This window comes from Candidatus Woesearchaeota archaeon (assembly GCA_016214075.1).
Classification (GTDB): domain Archaea; phylum Nanobdellota; class Nanobdellia; order Woesearchaeales; family DSVV01; genus JACRPI01.
Genome location: JACRPI010000027.1, coordinates 23,201 through 38,806, shown reverse-complemented (window position 1 = coordinate 38,806; position 15,606 = coordinate 23,201). Strand labels below are relative to the sequence as shown.

General features: G+C 39.4%; 21 protein-coding genes. 11 read left to right on the top strand and 10 right to left on the bottom strand.

Annotated elements, in window-relative coordinates; all coding sequences use genetic code 11:
* Positions 1 to 11 precede the first annotated feature (11 nt).
* Positions 12 to 1,031, top strand: a complete 1,020-nt coding sequence (locus tag HZC31_05735; GenBank protein ID MBI5002864.1) for an exo-alpha-sialidase — start codon at positions 12 to 14, stop codon at positions 1,029 to 1,031.
* Between the two features lie 52 nt (positions 1,032 to 1,083).
* Complete coding sequence (gene corA / locus HZC31_05730) at positions 1,084 to 2,037, top strand: magnesium/cobalt transporter CorA (GenBank protein ID MBI5002863.1); 954 nt, start codon at positions 1,084 to 1,086, stop codon at positions 2,035 to 2,037.
* Between the two features lie 68 nt (positions 2,038 to 2,105).
* Here the strand turns inward: corA and sepF are convergent, their stop codons facing one another.
* The 9 genes from sepF to HZC31_05685 all read right to left on the bottom strand — a co-directional run bounded on the left by sepF (position 2,106) and on the right by HZC31_05685 (position 7,994).
* Positions 2,106 to 2,552 (bottom strand): cell division protein SepF, encoded by a 447-nt coding sequence (sepF, locus tag HZC31_05725; GenBank protein MBI5002862.1) that lies wholly within the window; start codon positions 2,550 to 2,552, stop codon positions 2,106 to 2,108.
* 64 nt (positions 2,553 to 2,616) lie between these two features.
* Complete coding sequence (locus HZC31_05720) at positions 2,617 to 2,823, bottom strand: DNA-directed RNA polymerase subunit K (GenBank protein MBI5002861.1); 207 nt, start codon at positions 2,821 to 2,823, stop codon at positions 2,617 to 2,619.
* 90 nt (positions 2,824 to 2,913) lie between these two features.
* Entirely contained in the window at positions 2,914 to 4,038 is a 1,125-nt protein-coding gene (gene ribD, locus HZC31_05715; protein ID MBI5002860.1) for a bifunctional diaminohydroxyphosphoribosylaminopyrimidine deaminase/5-amino-6-(5-phosphoribosylamino)uracil reductase RibD, read from the bottom strand.
* A 36-nt stretch (positions 4,039 to 4,074) separates the two neighbouring features.
* Entirely contained in the window at positions 4,075 to 5,361 is a 1,287-nt protein-coding gene (ribA, locus tag HZC31_05710; protein ID MBI5002859.1) for a GTP cyclohydrolase II, read from the bottom strand.
* Between the two features lie 155 nt (positions 5,362 to 5,516).
* On the bottom strand, positions 5,517 to 5,978 hold the full coding sequence (gene ribH, locus HZC31_05705) for a 6,7-dimethyl-8-ribityllumazine synthase (GenBank protein MBI5002858.1): 462 nt from the start codon (positions 5,976 to 5,978) through the stop codon (positions 5,517 to 5,519).
* Between the two features lie 5 nt (positions 5,979 to 5,983).
* Entirely contained in the window at positions 5,984 to 6,472 is a 489-nt protein-coding gene (locus tag HZC31_05700) for a riboflavin synthase (GenBank protein MBI5002857.1), read from the bottom strand.
* Positions 6,473 to 6,501: 29 nt separating this feature from the next.
* Positions 6,502 to 7,137, bottom strand: a complete 636-nt coding sequence (locus tag HZC31_05695; protein MBI5002856.1) for a DUF120 domain-containing protein — start codon at positions 7,135 to 7,137, stop codon at positions 6,502 to 6,504.
* 57 nt (positions 7,138 to 7,194) lie between these two features.
* On the bottom strand, positions 7,195 to 7,500 hold the full coding sequence (locus HZC31_05690) for a hypothetical protein (GenBank protein MBI5002855.1): 306 nt from the start codon (positions 7,498 to 7,500) through the stop codon (positions 7,195 to 7,197).
* Positions 7,497 to 7,994, bottom strand: coding sequence for a hypothetical protein (locus tag HZC31_05685; protein MBI5002854.1), 498 nt, complete (start codon positions 7,992 to 7,994; stop codon positions 7,497 to 7,499). Before HZC31_05685 ends, HZC31_05690 begins: the two co-directional genes overlap by 4 nt.
* Positions 7,995 to 8,080: 86 nt before the next feature.
* On the opposite strand from HZC31_05685, the gene HZC31_05680 reads away from it, so the two are divergent.
* The 3 genes from HZC31_05680 (at position 8,081) to HZC31_05670 (ending at position 9,076) form a co-directional block, all read left to right on the top strand.
* The gene (locus HZC31_05680; protein ID MBI5002853.1) at positions 8,081 to 8,479 is read left to right on the top strand and encodes a hypothetical protein; all 399 of its coding nucleotides are present in this window, start codon (positions 8,081 to 8,083) and stop codon (positions 8,477 to 8,479) included.
* A gap of 80 nt (positions 8,480 to 8,559) precedes the next feature.
* Positions 8,560 to 8,811, top strand: a complete 252-nt coding sequence (locus HZC31_05675; GenBank protein ID MBI5002852.1) for a hypothetical protein — start codon at positions 8,560 to 8,562, stop codon at positions 8,809 to 8,811.
* A 25-nt stretch (positions 8,812 to 8,836) separates the two neighbouring features.
* Entirely contained in the window at positions 8,837 to 9,076 is a 240-nt protein-coding gene (locus HZC31_05670) for a hypothetical protein (protein ID MBI5002851.1), read from the top strand.
* A gap of 250 nt (positions 9,077 to 9,326) precedes the next feature.
* Here the strand turns inward: HZC31_05670 and HZC31_05665 are convergent, their stop codons facing one another.
* Entirely contained in the window at positions 9,327 to 10,583 is a 1,257-nt protein-coding gene (locus HZC31_05665; GenBank protein ID MBI5002850.1) for an ATP-binding protein, read from the bottom strand.
* Positions 10,584 to 10,724: 141 nt separating this feature from the next.
* Between HZC31_05665 and HZC31_05660 the strand changes: the two genes are divergently transcribed.
* The 6 genes from HZC31_05660 to dph5 all read left to right on the top strand — a co-directional run bounded on the left by HZC31_05660 (position 10,725) and on the right by dph5 (position 15,585).
* On the top strand, positions 10,725 to 11,414 hold the full coding sequence (locus tag HZC31_05660) for a nitroreductase family protein (GenBank protein ID MBI5002849.1): 690 nt from the start codon (positions 10,725 to 10,727) through the stop codon (positions 11,412 to 11,414).
* 11 nt (positions 11,415 to 11,425) lie between these two features.
* Positions 11,426 to 11,695: a hypothetical protein gene (locus HZC31_05655; protein ID MBI5002848.1), complete on the top strand. Its 270-nt coding sequence runs from the start codon at positions 11,426 to 11,428 to the stop codon at positions 11,693 to 11,695.
* Between the two features lie 23 nt (positions 11,696 to 11,718).
* Positions 11,719 to 12,018: a hypothetical protein gene (locus HZC31_05650; GenBank protein ID MBI5002847.1), complete on the top strand. Its 300-nt coding sequence runs from the start codon at positions 11,719 to 11,721 to the stop codon at positions 12,016 to 12,018.
* A gap of 392 nt (positions 12,019 to 12,410) precedes the next feature.
* Complete coding sequence (gene ftsZ, locus HZC31_05645; GenBank protein MBI5002846.1) at positions 12,411 to 13,478, top strand: cell division protein FtsZ; 1,068 nt, start codon at positions 12,411 to 12,413, stop codon at positions 13,476 to 13,478.
* Positions 13,479 to 13,859: 381 nt separating this feature from the next.
* Positions 13,860 to 14,822 (top strand): hypothetical protein, encoded by a 963-nt coding sequence (locus tag HZC31_05640; GenBank protein MBI5002845.1) that lies wholly within the window; start codon positions 13,860 to 13,862, stop codon positions 14,820 to 14,822.
* 4 nt (positions 14,823 to 14,826) lie between these two features.
* Entirely contained in the window at positions 14,827 to 15,585 is a 759-nt protein-coding gene (gene dph5 / locus HZC31_05635) for a diphthine synthase (GenBank protein ID MBI5002844.1), read from the top strand.
* The last annotated feature ends 21 nt before the right edge of the window (positions 15,586 to 15,606 follow it).

Here is a 15,606-nt window from a genome sequence, read left to right as displayed (position 1 = left end):
AAAGAGTTTGCATGAAAAAAATACTTTTTACGTTGTTTCTTGTTTTCATTCTTTCTCTTCTTTCTTGCACTGAGCAGGATGATGCTCAACAAATTGAGCAGGGTCAAGATCCTTGTGGAGATGGCACTTGCGATGCTGCTGAACAAGAGGATGCAACACTCTGTCCGGAAGATTGTGTGGCTCTGTCTTCTGAAGATAAAGCAGACTTATGCACGCAAACAAGCCAGATTTTTCCACTAAACGAAGCGGAACAGCTTGCAAAAGATGGCACGCCTATTACTCTTTACGTTGCGACAAGTGATGATGGAATCACCTTTGAAGAACCCAAAGTGTTTATTGAAGGAGGCGGTGTTCCAAGCATTACTACTGGAGAAGATGGAACGCTTGTTGCTGTGTTTCAATGGTTTCCTGAAGTATATGATCCTCAAATATATAACAAAGTGGGTGTTCGAATTTCTCAAGACAATGGCACAACATGGTCAGAGCCGCAAATTATTTGCCTTACAAACTTTCCTGACGATCTTCAGGCACCTTACGACCCCACATTAACTACAACAGAAGATGGCATGTATCGTCTCTTTTTCACTACACATGTCCTTGGCTTGGATGTGCAGTTCTATTATGGTTCTGCGCTCTCTGAAGATGGCATACACTACACCTTTGAGGAAGGACAGCGATTTGTCTATGGAAATGAAAGTGTTGTTGGTAGTTCTGTTGTTCGCGTTGAAGATAAATGGTATATGCTTGCTCCTTTAGCAAAACAAAATGGCAAAGCAATGGACGCAGTCTCCACAGATGGACTTACTTTTGAAGCATCTTCCAGCAATAGAGACGAACATTTCGCGTGGGTTGGAAACATGGTCAATGTTGAAGGAACTATTTCCTTCTATGGTAATGGCTATTTCAGCAGCACAGAAGATGGAGAAGATTGGACTGCCTTACAGGCGCTTCCAATAAAAACAGGAGATCCCGGAATTACGTACACTTCTAGTGGGACTTATTTCATTATTTATCCTGAAGCGAATAATTAGATCCTTTTCTTTTCCAAAGGTATAAATATCTCTTTCTCTATGGAACCATACTGTGGCAAAGAACTATCTCTTTCATCGAAAAACAGAATCACTTCGTGAAATAAAAGAAGTCATCAAGCGGCTTCCTAAAAAAGATGAAGCGCTCTGGATTGATATTCACGAAAACAGAGATGACTTTCTCGCGATAAAAGATCTTTTCAAACTACATCCCCTTACTGTTGATGATTGTCTCAAAAAAGAAACACGGATTAAATTGGAAGTGTTTGACAATTACCTACTCCTTATTGTTTATGGTATCAATGTCAGCAAAGGCGGCATTCACATACAAGAAGTTGACTTTATTCTCGGCAAAAATTTTGTCATCACAAACCATCTGAACGACATTGAATCCATTATTCAGCTGCAAAATGATCCAAAAACACTTCAGAAATTGCTGAACAAGGGTCCAGAATTTATTGTGCAGTACATTATGGATAGGCTTGTTGAGTCTTTCTTTCCCGCGATTGAAAAGATTGACGAAGAAATTGATTCCATTGAAACAAAGATCTTTCATAAGGCAGACGCGAACACGCTCGCGCGGCTTTTTCGCTTTAAACAGCATGTCATGGATTTGAAACGACATACTGGAAATCATCGCGAAGTGGTGAGCTCTCTCGCAAAAAGAACTGTTCCTTTCCTTTCTCCTCGCTCTGAAGTTTATTTCCGCGATCTTTATGATAAAGTTATTCGAGTTTCCGAGTTTATTGAAACACAGCGCGAAATTGTCGCGAACATTGTTGAAACCCACACCATTGTGGTTTCCAACAAAATGAACGAAATTATCAAAGTCCTGACTATTATCACGACTATCGCGATGCCGATGACAGTTATAGGTACGTGGTATGGGATGAATTTTGAGTTTATGCCAGAACTGCATTGGAAATGGAGTTATCCTACAGCATGGGTCGTTATGATTGTTTTTACTATTGGCATGCTTTATTATTTCAGAAGGAAAGAATGGGTTTGATTGTTTTAGGTTTACAAAATGTAAAATTTTGAAAGAAGAAAAATAACTTCTAAACTCTTTCTTTGAATTTAGAATCCCTTTACTTCTGCTTCAGGAGTCGCTTCCTGTTTTCGCTTCTCAAACTTTACTGTTGATGGCGTGACCATAAGCAAATCATTGCTGAGCGCGCCAAGACCCCAGCGCATTTCTTCACATTTTTGCTTCAGCTTATTGCTCAGCATTTTGAGTCCAGTAAAGTCGCTGTTCTTTAGCATCGATATATCCAGAACAACAATGCTGTTGTTTCGAACCATATCAAGAATTATCTGATATTCCATGTCTGATTTGAGTTTGTGCACTTTTATTGTCAGCTGTCCATGCTTTCCTTCTTCAAGCTGCTTCATCTGCTGCTCACTCAGATCAACTGTGACATACTCATCTTCAAAATTCGATGCATTGGAGGCCTGACCATAAGAAGCTCCGTTATCCTCAACACCTGCAAGTCTGTCCAAAAATCGCGTCAACACTTTCTTCATAGGAAACACCTCTGACAATACTAAAGAATTTAGAAATTATAAAGTTATTGATCTCTGCTTGAAATTACTTGCTTGCAGGCTTTACAGAAGTTCGCTTGATGTCAATAGGAACAACTCCTTTTTCGAATTCAAGCTTCGCGATTTCTATAGGATTAAAACGGATAGCTTCAAGGTCTTTCTCAGAAAGATCAATGTTAAACGGAGCACCCATCGCAATCTGCAACGCGCGAGCACCAATGATTCGTGTCTTCTCAAATCGTGTGTATTTCATGATCTTCTCCTCCAAGGATACGCTTATAATTGTCTTATTGATTCAAAAAATTGCTGTTCATTTATATATTTTCTTGTATTAAACCGTGCCTTACTCTATATCCGCTTCGACACAGATATCTTTGCCTACTTGCGTGTAGTAGACATTGGTGAGCCTTATTTCCTTCTCCATCAACTTCTTTGTTGTTTCAAACACAGGCACCCCTGTTCCATATATCTTTGGCGCGATAAAAAAACAGATTCTATCTATGAATTTTTGTTCTAGACATGCGGCGTTTACTTCCGCGCCACCCTCTATAAGGACAGAGAGAATGCCTAATTCAGGAAGTTTTTTGAAGACTTCTTTGAGCGCGACATGAACCCCTTCTGTGACAATGAATCGTACTCCTTTTTTCTCCAACGCTTCCTGCTTTTTCTTATCTCTCGCTTTTGTTGTGGCAATAATTACACTTTTGTTTTGAAGGACTTTTGCTGTCAAATGGATTTTTAATTTGCTGTCTAAAATAACTGGAATTGGCTGCTTTTTGCAGGGAATTCTGCAGTTGAGCAGAGGGTCATCACTGAGAATTGTTCCAATTCCTGTCAATATAGCGTCATGATCTCTTCGCAACTCATGCGCTTTGTAGTGTGATTCAGGTGATGAGATTGTTGCTCTTGTCGCAGGCGCGGGCGCAATTTTTCCGTCTAAGGTCATCGCGGTCTTGAGTGTTGCGTATGGTCTTTTCTTCTTTTGTGTGTGAAAAAATTTTTTGTATAACGCCGCGCATTCTTTTCCTAAAATTCCTACATTTACTGTTATTCCCGCTTGGATTAACGCAGTTATTCCGTTTCCATTGACCAGTTCATTCTCGTCTCTGCAGCCAATGACGATTCGCTTGATTCCCGCGACAACTATCGCGTCAACACAAGGAGGTGTTTTTCCAAAATGACAGCAGGGTTCTAAGGTGACATACATTGTTGCGCCGTCGGGAAGAATTCTTTTTTGTTCCGCGCTTTTGAGCGCCTGAATTTCCGCGTGGGCTGCTCCAGCTTTTTCGTGAAAGCCTTCGCCAATAATCATATTGTTTTTGACAATAACGGCTCCCACCTGCGGATTTGGCGCAGGATACGCTTTTTGCGCGATCAGGAGTGCATGCTGCATGTAGAAAAGATCAGCTTCATGCTCATCGTGAAATTTGCTTTTGCTTTGTGGTAGTTGTTTTTCTTGCTTCTTCATTTTCTTCTTCTCTTTTGTATGTTTCAAATTCTTTGCTCATACATTATTTAATAAATGTCCCATCTTTTCTTTCTTTGTCGTGAGATATTCTTTGTTGTGCATTGTTGGTTCAATTTCTAAAGAGATTCTGTCCACCACATGAATTCCACTTTTGTTTAACGCTTGTATTTTTTCAGGATTATTGGTCAACAGTTTTATTGTTGTGATATTGAGATTTTTCAGAATTTCCACTGCACTTGTGTACTCTCGTTCGTCTGGTTTAAATCCAAGCAATTCATTCGCTTCAATAGTATCAAATCCTTTTTCCTGCAGATGATATGCTTGTAGTTTTGGAAGCAAGCCAATTCCTCTTCCTTCCTGACGCATGTACAGAATAATTCCAAGCCCTTCTTTCTCTATTCTTAGCATTGCCGCTTTGAGTTGGTCACCACAATCACAACGCTGTGATCCAAGAATGTCTCCTGTGAGACATTCTGAATGAATTCTGGTGAGAATATTTTGTTTGTTTGTTGGATCTCCTTTGAGAATAGCAAGATGCGTGATTCCTGTTTTTTCTTCTTCAAATGGAATTGCCGTGAAATCTCCATACTCGCTTGGAAGGTGGATTGCGTTATGGCGAATGAGCGAGTGTGTTGCTCTTTTTTCTTTGTTTTCCTCTTCTTTTTCTTCTTGGTTTATGTCACTTTTATTTTCTTCTCTTTTTTGTGTTCCTTGGTTTTCTTGTATATACGCAACAAGTTCTTCTATTGAAATGATTGGAAAATTATATTTTCTCGCGAATGTTTGGAGTTGTTCTTCCCGCATCATGCTTCCATCAGGATTCATCAATTCTGCGAGCACTGCGATTGGTTTTCTTTTTGCGAGCTTGCAGAGCTCTACTGCCGCTTCTGTATGTCCTTGTCTTTCAAGAATACTTTCTTTTGCTTGGAGTGGAAAGATGTGTCCTGGTCGCGTGAAATCTTCTGGCTTTGTTTTTGGATCACAAAGCGCTTGAATTGTTTGCGCTCGTTCTGCCGCGCTGACTCCTGTCTTTGTTTCTTTTGCGTCGATGGAGACAGTGAACGCGCATCCATGGCGTGCAGTGTTGTTTTCTACCATTAATGGGATCTTGAGTTTTTTTAGGATGTTTTTTTCGCAGGGGACGCAAATGATTCCAGATGTGTGTTGGAGCATAAACGCGATGTCTTGCTCTTTGATTGTTTCTGCAGGGTAGATCACATCTGCTTCGTTCTCGCGATCGTTTGCATCGGTGACGATTATAGGTTTCCCTGATTGGAAGGAAGTGATTGCTGTTTGTATTCTTTTTGTTTCAGTTTGATTCATATTTTCACATTCTTTCTATTGCTTTTGAATCGCTTCACTGCTTGATCATTATTCATCTCTTTTTTTAATACTTCCATAAAGGATGAATTGTGCAGTAGGACTTTACTGGCGCGTGTTTTTGTTGTTGAGCGATTACAGAGCAAATGAAACAGCGATCATATTTTATTCAACATTTGAATTAACTCAACAACCGCGTCAACGCCATGCTTCGCGTAACTTTCATAGCGTTCCATTGCTTGCTGCTTTGAGACGTTGTGTCCAATGATACTCAACGCAACAGGTTTTTCATATTCAAGTGTGAGATTGCTAATCTGCCGCGCCGCATTATCAGCGACATGCGCGTCATGGCTTGTTCCTCCACTGATCACTACACCAAGCGTCACAATTCCTTGGATGTTTTCTTTCTGCAGTAATTTCTTTACCGCAAGCGGCATATCAAACACACCTGGAACATGGATGATTTGCGCAATGTGGATGTTTTTTTCTTTCGCGCGTTTTTCCGCGACTTTGACCATCTCACGTGTTATCTCTTCATTAAAATCCGCGACGACAATTGCGATTGAAATGCGCGTCTTGTCTTCTGTATTTGGAATTATTGTGTTTTTGTTTGTGGTCATCGTACTCACTCCAAACTTCCGACATGCGATTTTCCTTGCCGTAATCCTTTTCCCGCGAATGGTGTTAATGTGGTTCTTCCTTTCAGTAATGCGATTGCGTTCTTTGCGTGCTTGTACGCGCGGTCATGCGCAAGCGCAACAAGCTTTTTTGGATCTGCTTCTTCATCCGCGTGCGCGAATACTTCAAGAATATGTTTATTGGTCATGAGCATTGCGTGTTGGATGCCAATGGATGCTTCATGTGCGCATTGTTTGTCAATAGGCATTGGTCCAGGCATACCGAGAGCGATTGCGATATCGCACTTATTGTTGGTGAGCAAAGATTTGCACGCGACAGGAAGATCTTTGATTCCAGGGACTGTGTAGCGGATAATTTCTATTTTCAATTCTTTGTCTTCTTTCTGCGCATCGTTGAATGCTTGCTCGACTGCCTTGTACATATCCATTTGCGCAAAGGTAGTGTCCGCGACTCCGATTCTCCAGATTATATTCATTTATTTCACCTATTGTTGTTATTTTCTCTTTAACTTACATTAATCTCCTTCCCATTCTCCAATTTCAATATTGATCGTAAATTTGCTGCCGCGATAATTTCTACTGTTTCGAGCGTGTGCGTTGTTCTGTCAGGAACAATCACCGCGCCCGCAACTTTTTTCGCGATAAGGATAGGATAACATTTGAGACCACCAAACGTTCGTTCTTTTGTTTGGAAACCACTGATGTAGAGCTGTTTCTTTGCCGCAAGAAATACTGCTGCTGTATTTTTGTCCACTGCAAGATTTAATGTTCCTGGATATGGCGTGAAATTTAATAAGCTTTGAAACTGCTGCTTGTACTGCTCCTGACTCATATAGAATTTTCCTTCTCCTAATCCGTCTTTGACTATTCCTGTCAAATTTGTTTGCTGACTCAGAATTTGTTGGAGCTCGCCATGCAATGTTCGTAATTTTCCTTTTCCTTTTTCTGTGAGGCTTAATGTTACTCCAATGGGTGTTGTTTGTTTCTTGATGCTTCCTTCTTCATCGAGCTCTTGCAATTTTCTTGAGACTGTTTGTTGCGAAATATCAAGCTCTGCCGCAAGTAGCACTGTTGATGATGTCAAGGTTCCATGCAGTCCTGCTTTGTTTGCGATGTAGAGGAGGATAGGGAGGTCTTTCATTCTTCTTTGGATCTTCTGACTACTTATAAATGTTACGCAACCTAGAAATGGGTAGGCTTATGAAAGGAGTTTTATGCCTTTTCTATACTCTTCTCTTGTTTGCGTTGACTGTATTCCTGCTTTTACCGCTTCATGCATCATTTCCGCTACAGTTATTCCCACTTCCTGCGCAGCCTTGTCTAATGAACAAAGACCTTTTCTATAATACTCCATGTATTTGTTTAATAATAATTGTTTTCTTCCAAGGAGAATTAATTCTTTCAATGCTTTTGTTTTGTCTACACGTTCTTCTTCTGCAGTTTTCTCTACCATTTTGATTATTTCTTTTTCAAGTCGTGCTCCTAAAAATTCAACTTCACTCATTTGAGATCCTCCTCCGCGTCTTCAATAAGATAGCTTTGAAACCACCCTTCTTTCTTGAGGATTTCTAAGCTCTCTTTTGCTTTTTCTTTTGTAATCTTCTTATTCTTATATAAACTTACAATGCATTCTATGCTTCCTACTAATGGCAACTCAAACACTTTTGCAACTTTTCTTCCTTGAAGGTTGTCTGTGACAATAATAATTTCTTTTTCCTTTAACCCAACCGCAATTATTGACGCTTCTCCTTTTCCCATGTTATAATCATTCATTATCTTTTCTGTTATCTCTTTTGGATGAAATACATTTCTTATTTTCTTCTCATTCAACAAGCGATCTAACAAAAGAGCGTCCGCAAAAAGCTTTTTTTTTCCCGCTAACACTTCTTCTGCCACAGCGGAAGTGATAGTTGCTTCATGTACTTCTGCCAATTTTTCAAGTACGGACGCCTTTGCGAGTAAGATAATACTACATGAATCAATCAGGAGTTTCTTCATTTAACGTTATTAAATACTGTTAAATATATAAATTTTGCTGTAAAAAATAGAAAAGATTAAATAATAATCTCTTCAGAAAGTAAAAGATGGCAAAGAAACAGGTTTCTTCAGTCTCTCCAGACAAATTTTTCATGACTCTTGTTATTATCGTCGCTATTCTCGGTATCTTTGTCATGATTGTTTATGATACTGATATTCTTTCCCTTCGAAAAGAAGATACACTTATCGGTCAGGCGTTAAGCGTTAAGAAAGGCACAACAGGAACTTCAGGTTCTCTCACCTTAGAAGAGCTTACTTCAACAGTTTCTTCTAACTCTTTAAAAACAGCATCTCAAATCAATAAGCTCGAAGAGCGCATTGTGGATTTGGAGTCTAAAGTAACATCTTTAGAAGGAACTATTGATGACTTAACAGAGGGTTCTTCCAGTTCAGGGAGTAGTTCGTCGGGAAATTCCGCTAAACCTGGCGAAGGCGCGTATTCATAACATTTTCTTTCGAAAACCCAAAGGTTTATATAGAAAAATGACTGGAAAGATGTAAGTCATTTTCAAAATGAGGTGTTATTATGGGAAAAGAGGATAAAACAAATACATATCTTTTAGCGTTAGTAGGAATTGTTGGCTTTGTCGCTGTTGTTGTTTTGATAATGAACGCAGCAGGTTCTTCCAGCGATTTAGCAGGAGAAGCGTATTCCGCGAAGACTGTGAGTCTTGGTTCTTCAGGATTGAAGTCGTGGAATGTTGAAGATTGCACTGCTTGTGATGATGGCAGTTTATACTGCGGTACTGGCGCAGTTGTTTGCCCGACACAAGAATGAATATTTTAAAAAAAGAGGTGTCATAATGGCTAAAGAACAAAAAACAAATTTGTATTTATTATCCATCGTTGCGATTGTCGCGATTGTAGGAATAGTCGTGTTGATTTTGAACAGCGGAGCAGGAAGCGTTTCGTTAAATAGTGATGATGCAGGGGATTTGACTGGGGAAGCGTATAAAAAGTGTAAAACTGCATGCAAAATAGATGAAACTTGCTTTGGGGGGAACTGTGTGCCCTATCAGAGCATGAAAGTAATCAATAATTAACAGAAGAGATAACTCTTCTTATTTTCTTCTTTCTATGTCCTTCTTTCATTTTTTTCATTTTCAGCAAAGCTTATATACTTATTTCTCATAAAAACTCTTCATGGATGTCATGGAATGTATAGCAAAAGTGGTTAATTTTCGAACATTTGAAACCACTTTTGCTGAATAGTGAAAGACATATTCTTTGTTTGAATATTTGTGTCTTTCACTATATTCACACTCGTCGTTCTATTAGGAAATAGAAAAACAATTAGTTCAGCATCCACATACATGCAGGAATAATCTTAATTTTCTTCCCTTCTCTTTCAAATTCGTCTTTTTGCTCAAAGGTAAATATAAATCCTTCTTTTAACCTAAATGCATGCAACGCATCTAATAATCCACGTATTTCTCGCTCCTTATTTGTGTCATTAATCGCATAGCAGACTTGTATTGCCATACTTATTTTTGACCCCTCCTTCACTATAAAATCACATTCTGTTTTATCCGAATAATAAAAGACATCTTCCCCTGTTCTTTTTAACGCAATAAACACCGCGTTCTCCATATTACGCCCTTTATTTGGCGTAAAATTTAACCCACACACATTATTGAATGCAGAATCTATCATATATATCTTTCTCGGAGACGCAAGCTGCTGTTTTACAGAGTAAGAAGATTTTAAAAGTTCAAAGAAAAGATAAGAATTGCTTAAATAAGAGATATATTCTTTTACTGTAATAGCGTTTGAAAGACCTAATGTTTTTTTCAAAGAGTTATAGGTGAACGGCGACGCCGCATTTGTTGCGAGAATATTCACAAGCTCTTTGAGGATTTTTTCCCTTTTTATAGCATATCGCGTTATAATATCTTTGTAAAGGATATTCTCATAGACAGTTCGTACATATTCTTTATCTTTGTTTTTAAGATATTCTGGAAGTCCTCCAGAGAGCATATATTCTTCAAAAAGACGAATGAGCTGAACCTTTTTTTCTGTATGATAAAAAGCACTCTTATCAACAGAGATATTCTTAAAATCTAAAAATTCATGAAATGAAAAAGGATACACTTCAAATGCCTTGTATCGACCGGTGAGCCTGGTGCCAAATTCTTTGCTCAACAACGACGCATTGGATCCAGTTATGATTACTTTTTTACCATCATCCTGTAACCGCCGTACAAAAGTCTCAAACTTCTCAACATTCTGTACTTCATCAAAAAAATATGTCTTGCAAGAACCATACATCTCTATAAGCACTTCATTGAGCATTTCAAAATCCTGTGCTCTAAAATCTAACAACCGCTCATCTTCAAAATTGACATAACACCAGTTTGCTTTACTTTCCATTATCTGCTTAAGCAACGTTGATTTTCCACACCTCCGCACTCCTGTTAAGATAATTATCCTTTCATCACTAAAATAAGGGAGTATTTTATCCAATAGCTCCCTCCGTATAGATCCTGGTTTAGGAGATGTTTCTTTTTTTTGTTTTGCAACAACCTGCCGTAATATCTCTTTGCTTATCATACTAACTAGCAGTTAGTACTATTATATAAATGTTATCATTGCTAGTTAGTATTCAAAGAAGACAAAAGTGATATGAAAAACTCCATCATAGTAAATATGCCATCACAAAGCTTATATACTTATTTCTCATAAAAACTCTTCATGGATGTCATGGAATGTATTCACACTCGTCGTTCTATTCGTAAATATCAGGATATTCCTGTCGAGTTTGAAAAAGTAGGACGAGTTGTTGAAGCGGGAATGGCTGCGCCAACCGCGGGAAACATTCAGGATTATCGTTTCATTATTGTGCAGGATAAAGGAAAACGCGCGCAAATCGCGGAAGCGTGTTTGCAGCAATACTGGATGGAAGCCGCGCCAACACACATCGTTATCTGCGTGGATATCAAACGATCAAAACAATTCTACGGTATTCGCGGTGAACGATTATATTCTGTCCAACACGCAGCAGCGGCCGCAATGAACATGCTTCTCGCCGCGCACCATTTTGGATTAGGCGCATGCTGGATCGGCGCGTTTGACGAAGAAGCGATGAAATCCATCTGCGGTGTTCCTGAATACGCGCGACCTGAAGTTATTATTACGCTGGGATATCCAGACGAAATTCCGCCACGGCCACCAAAATACATTCTTGAAACATTTTCCTACATTGAACGATACGGAAACAGAATCAGAACATTCCCGCTTGTTATCGCGGAACCATCCCCTGTTATCGAGAAACATGTTCGCGAAACAATCGCGGCTGTTGATGAAGGAACAAATAAGTTGCTCGCGAAAGGCGTTGAAAAAGGAAAATCACTCTGGGGAAAATTGACTGGGAAGAAAGAATAAGAGGTGCTCTTGTGGTAAAAACAGAACAAACAAATGTGTATTTGCTCGCAATTGTTGCGATTGTCGCAATTGTCGGAATCGTTGTTTTAATTTTGAATAGTGGCATAAATATGGTGTCAGGTGATATGACAGGACAAGGGTATATTAAATTGAACATGAAAAGTGTCGATATTACCGCAAAATCAACAACTTCGGGAAGCGTTGAATCTACAGACTCTTATATGCCTGATTGTACTGGTACTTGCCGTGACAGTAAGGGGAATCCTGTTTGTTGTGCGTAATCTTAAAAAAAGAGGTGTAAACAATGGATGAAAAAAAAGCAAGTATGTATATTGTCGCGATTGTTGGTGTTGTCGCGGCAGTGGGAATTTTAGTGTTGTTGATGGGTGCAGGGATCTCAGAAAATATGACTGGGCAAGCGTATATTAAACTCAAAGCAAAGGATGACGCCGCTGGTCTTGTTGAAACATCATCTGGACAGCAAGTATCAGGAACTGCAACTGTTGGGAAAGGAACAGAAACTCCAACCTGCGATAACCCTAATCGACCATTTTGTGCACTGTGCAATTGTTGTGTTACCACAGAAACCTGTGATGGTTATTAATATTAATTATTTTTTTATTTCTTCACAATTCCAGAATTAATTCTCATCCAGCCCTCTCTCAGTATACACTTTACCTACACTAATTCCCTCAAATTCGAAAGCTTTATATAGAAGTTTGATCATAAGTCCACTTAGTTATTTTGTGAGATCATTAGAAAAAAAGATTTGTCTTCATTTGACTTTTTGGCGAAAATCAAACGAAGCATTTTGCAATTATGAAAAATAATTGTTTGTTGGCGCAAACAATCAACGTGTTCTAAGAAAATTAATAGTTGAAGTACTATATAAACTTTTCGAAATAGTGTCAACTCCGCAATCGCGCTGACTTTTCGAAAGGTGTGGTTGCTGGTGCTTCAGCGAAAACAAAAAAAAGAGGAAAAGAGGGGTTGAACATGGACTTTTTGGTAAAAAACGCGTTGGAACAACAAATGCCCGCAAAAACTGTAGGCTTTGCAAATATTAAAGTAATTGGCTGCGGTGGCGCAGGCAATAATATGGTCAGCTGGCTGCACAAAAAGCAAGTCAAAGGCGCGGAAATTTTCGCGTGCAACACTGACGTACAACATCTTCAGATTACTTCTGCTGACAAAAAATTTCTGATCGGTAAAGACATCACTCGCGGTCTTGGCTGCGGCGGCTTTCCTCAGAAAGGAGCAGAATCCGCGAAAGAATCTATTCAAGAAATCAAAGAATGCCTCAACGGAGCAGACATGGTTTTTGTCTGCGCGGGAATGGGCGGTGGAACAGGAACAGGTTCAGCACCAATTGTCGGTAAGGTCGCAAAAGATCTTGGCGCGATTGTTATTGGAACAGTGACCATGCCATTTAAAATTGAACGCGCTCGTGTTGAAAAAGCAGAATTTGGTTTACAACAACTCCGCGAAGTTTCTGACACTGTTATTGTCATTGACAACAATAGACTCGTCCAGATCGCGGGAAACTTGCCAATTCAACAAGCGTTCGCTGTCGCGAATGAATTGATCGCAGTGATGATCAAAGGAATTGTTGAAACAATCTCAATACCATCCCTTGTCAACCTTGACTTTGCGGATGTCAAAGCAATCATGACCAATGGCGGCGTCGCTGTTATCGGTGTTGGCGCGTCTGACACAAACAACAGAGTTGAAGAAGCTGTTCGCGGCGCATTGAGCAACCCATTGCTTGAAGTAAGCTACGAAGGAGCGACAGGCGCGTTAATCCACGTGCATGGCGGTCCAGACTTGACATTAGAAGAAGTCAATCAAGTTGGTGAGCTTGTCACAGAAAGCATGGATGAAAACGCAAACTGCATCTGGGGAACACGAATCACTGATGACATGAAAGGAAAAGTTACTGTCATGACGATCATGACCGGAGTTAAATCACCTTGGGTTCTTGGGAAATCTTCGCAACGCGCGAAAGAAACGCCGCGAGAACACCCTGTGTTTAACGACGAACTCGGCATAGAAATTGTGCATTAAGCACCAGAAGTCCAAATCACACCCCTGTGTGATACATTCTGGCCTTCATGTTCCTACACCCCCAACTAACAATTCATGAAGGCCTCCCCTTTGGGGATTGGGTTTGTTTTTTCTCGTTTTTTTACCATCTCTTTGGTTTTTTATAATCAGTTTCTTTTTACAATTCAATAATACCCCATTGCCGCGGCAATGGGTCCCCCTGACAGTTGGCTTTTGCTTGTCGATTCTTACTAGGAGTAGGGGCGTTTACACGCACTAGAAGAACCTTGTTTGTCTACGCAATCTATTATTATTTTTACTTTTCTCTATTATCTCCCTAAACAAAGAATATCCAGATTTTCGTCACAATCTTTTAAAATGAAGTTCTGTTTTTCTCTGAATATGATTACTGTTAACTATGAAGGTTTAGATTTTAATAGAACTGTTCGTGCTGTACAGTTGTGTAACTCACGAACGAATGTTAAAGGGTTAGATGCGTTAGTTCTTGATACATCTGTTCTTTTACGAGAAGAACTTGCTCCTGCCTTAGAACTTTTTGAACAAAGTGGTATTCCTTTATTTACTATTCAAGGTGTTGTTGAGGAAGTTGAACATACTCTCGCTTATACCGTTCTTTCGAAAGGTCCTTCTCGCTTTATTTCATCGGTCTATGTTTCTCTTCAAGAACACGGACATGTTTTGGATGTAAAAACAACAGGGACTCCTCTTTCTTCTGAATCCGCGCTTCTTCGTGAACTTTCTAAAGGAATTGGGAAGGGTGTTGTTGAAACGCTTGTTGATCACCATTTTGATATTTTGTTTGCAGGATTACACGCTGCTTTAAAACTACCAAATGTAAAAAATAGACCAGGAACATCTCAGATAATAACACAGCATATCATCGATGGTCGGCCACAAAGTGAATATTCTTCTCCAGCATTTATAGCTGCACAACAATGTGTTAAAGATCTGAAACTGGAATTTATGTCTTCTTATGATACTGCTGTTCTTAATCTTCGCTATGTTGGTTCTCTTGATATGCCACGTTTTAGAACAACACTTCGTGGACGCGTTTTGTCAGAGAAAGGGAGAATTGTTGATTCATATTTACGCAGTATTTGTCCTTGGTTTTTAGGAAAGGTTCGCGAGGGCTATACAAAAGAACAAATTAAACAAAAATTTCACAAAGAATATAAGGGTCATAATGCTACTGATCGAAAGCTTGTTCTTGCTTCATATGGTCTTCTTCCTGCAATGGGATACGCCCCTTCGCGTGTCGGTATTTTTTCCGTTGATCGAGATATTGCTGATTTAATTTATTTACGACAGTCTATTACTTTAAATACAGCTTCTTCAAGAGGATAATAAAATGACTCTCCACATCATCGGCATTGGTTTAGATTCTGAAAAAGACATCACCATCAAAGGAATGGAATTGGTGCAGAAAGCAGACATTGTGTACTTAGAGTGCTATACTTCTCGTTTGAACTGCAGCTTTCATGATCTTGCGAAATTTTACAACAAGCAAATTCATCTTGCGCACAGAGAACTTGTTGAAGGAGATGAGAATGAAATCTTACAGAACGCTCGCATTGGCGATGTCGCGTTTCTCGTTGTTGGAGATCCCTTCTCCGCGACAACACATTTGGATTTAATGATGCGCGCGAAACAAGAAGGTATCAAAGTAACAATCACCAACAACGCATCTATTCTCACTGCTGTTGGAATTACGGGGTTACAGCTGTATAAATTTGGAAAAACAACCTCAGTGCCTTATCCTGAAGAAAACTTTCAACCAGAAACCGCGTATGATGTTATTTCTCAGAACAAAAAAAACGGATTGCACACCCTTGTGTTGCTCGATATTAAATGGGATCAACAGAAATTTATGACGATCAATGAAGCGTTACAGATTCTTTTGACCATTGAAGAGAAAAGACATGAAACTATTTTTACAAAAGAAACTCTCTGTGTTGGTGTTGCTCGCGCTGGTTCAGAAACCGCGACAGTGAAAGCAGGAACTTGCCAAGAACTTCTTTCAGCTGATTTTGGCGCGCAAATGCATTGTTTGATTGTGCCAGGGAATTTACACTTTATGGAAGAAGACGCGCTCAAGATGTGGAAATGAATTTTAACGTTCTCAATAAAA

Bases quoted from the DNA above. Each gene is read 5' to 3' on its own strand.
- HZC31_05735 (MBI5002864.1), top strand. From the start codon at position 12: ATGAAAAAAATACTTTTTACGTTGTTTCTTGTTTTCATTCTTTCTCTT.
- sepF (MBI5002862.1), bottom strand. From the start codon at position 2,552: ATGAAGAAAGTGTTGACGCGATTTTTGGACAGACTTGCAGGTGTTGAG.
- HZC31_05720 (MBI5002861.1), bottom strand. From the start codon at position 2,823: ATGAAATACACACGATTTGAGAAGACACGAATCATTGGTGCTCGCGCG.
- ribD (MBI5002860.1), bottom strand. From the start codon at position 4,038: ATGAAGAAGCAAGAAAAACAACTACCACAAAGCAAAAGCAAATTTCAC.
- ribA (MBI5002859.1), bottom strand. From the start codon at position 5,361: ATGAATCAAACTGAAACAAAAAGAATACAAACAGCAATCACTTCCTTC.
- ribH (MBI5002858.1), bottom strand. From the start codon at position 5,978: ATGACCACAAACAAAAACACAATAATTCCAAATACAGAAGACAAGACG.
- HZC31_05700 (MBI5002857.1), bottom strand. From the start codon at position 6,472: ATGAATATAATCTGGAGAATCGGAGTCGCGGACACTACCTTTGCGCAA.
- HZC31_05695 (MBI5002856.1), bottom strand. From the start codon at position 7,137: ATGAAAGACCTCCCTATCCTCCTCTACATCGCAAACAAAGCAGGACTG.
- HZC31_05690 (MBI5002855.1), bottom strand. From the start codon at position 7,500: ATGAGTGAAGTTGAATTTTTAGGAGCACGACTTGAAAAAGAAATAATC.
- HZC31_05685 (MBI5002854.1), bottom strand. From the start codon at position 7,994: ATGAAGAAACTCCTGATTGATTCATGTAGTATTATCTTACTCGCAAAG.
- HZC31_05680 (MBI5002853.1), top strand. From the start codon at position 8,081: ATGGCAAAGAAACAGGTTTCTTCAGTCTCTCCAGACAAATTTTTCATG.
- HZC31_05675 (MBI5002852.1), top strand. From the start codon at position 8,560: ATGGGAAAAGAGGATAAAACAAATACATATCTTTTAGCGTTAGTAGGA.
- HZC31_05670 (MBI5002851.1), top strand. From the start codon at position 8,837: ATGGCTAAAGAACAAAAAACAAATTTGTATTTATTATCCATCGTTGCG.
- HZC31_05665 (MBI5002850.1), bottom strand. From the start codon at position 10,583: ATGATAAGCAAAGAGATATTACGGCAGGTTGTTGCAAAACAAAAAAAA.
- HZC31_05660 (MBI5002849.1), top strand. From the start codon at position 10,725: ATGGATGTCATGGAATGTATTCACACTCGTCGTTCTATTCGTAAATAT.
- HZC31_05650 (MBI5002847.1), top strand. From the start codon at position 11,719: ATGGATGAAAAAAAAGCAAGTATGTATATTGTCGCGATTGTTGGTGTT.
- ftsZ (MBI5002846.1), top strand. From the start codon at position 12,411: ATGGACTTTTTGGTAAAAAACGCGTTGGAACAACAAATGCCCGCAAAA.
- HZC31_05640 (MBI5002845.1), top strand. From the start codon at position 13,860: ATGATTACTGTTAACTATGAAGGTTTAGATTTTAATAGAACTGTTCGT.
- dph5 (MBI5002844.1), top strand. From the start codon at position 14,827: ATGACTCTCCACATCATCGGCATTGGTTTAGATTCTGAAAAAGACATC.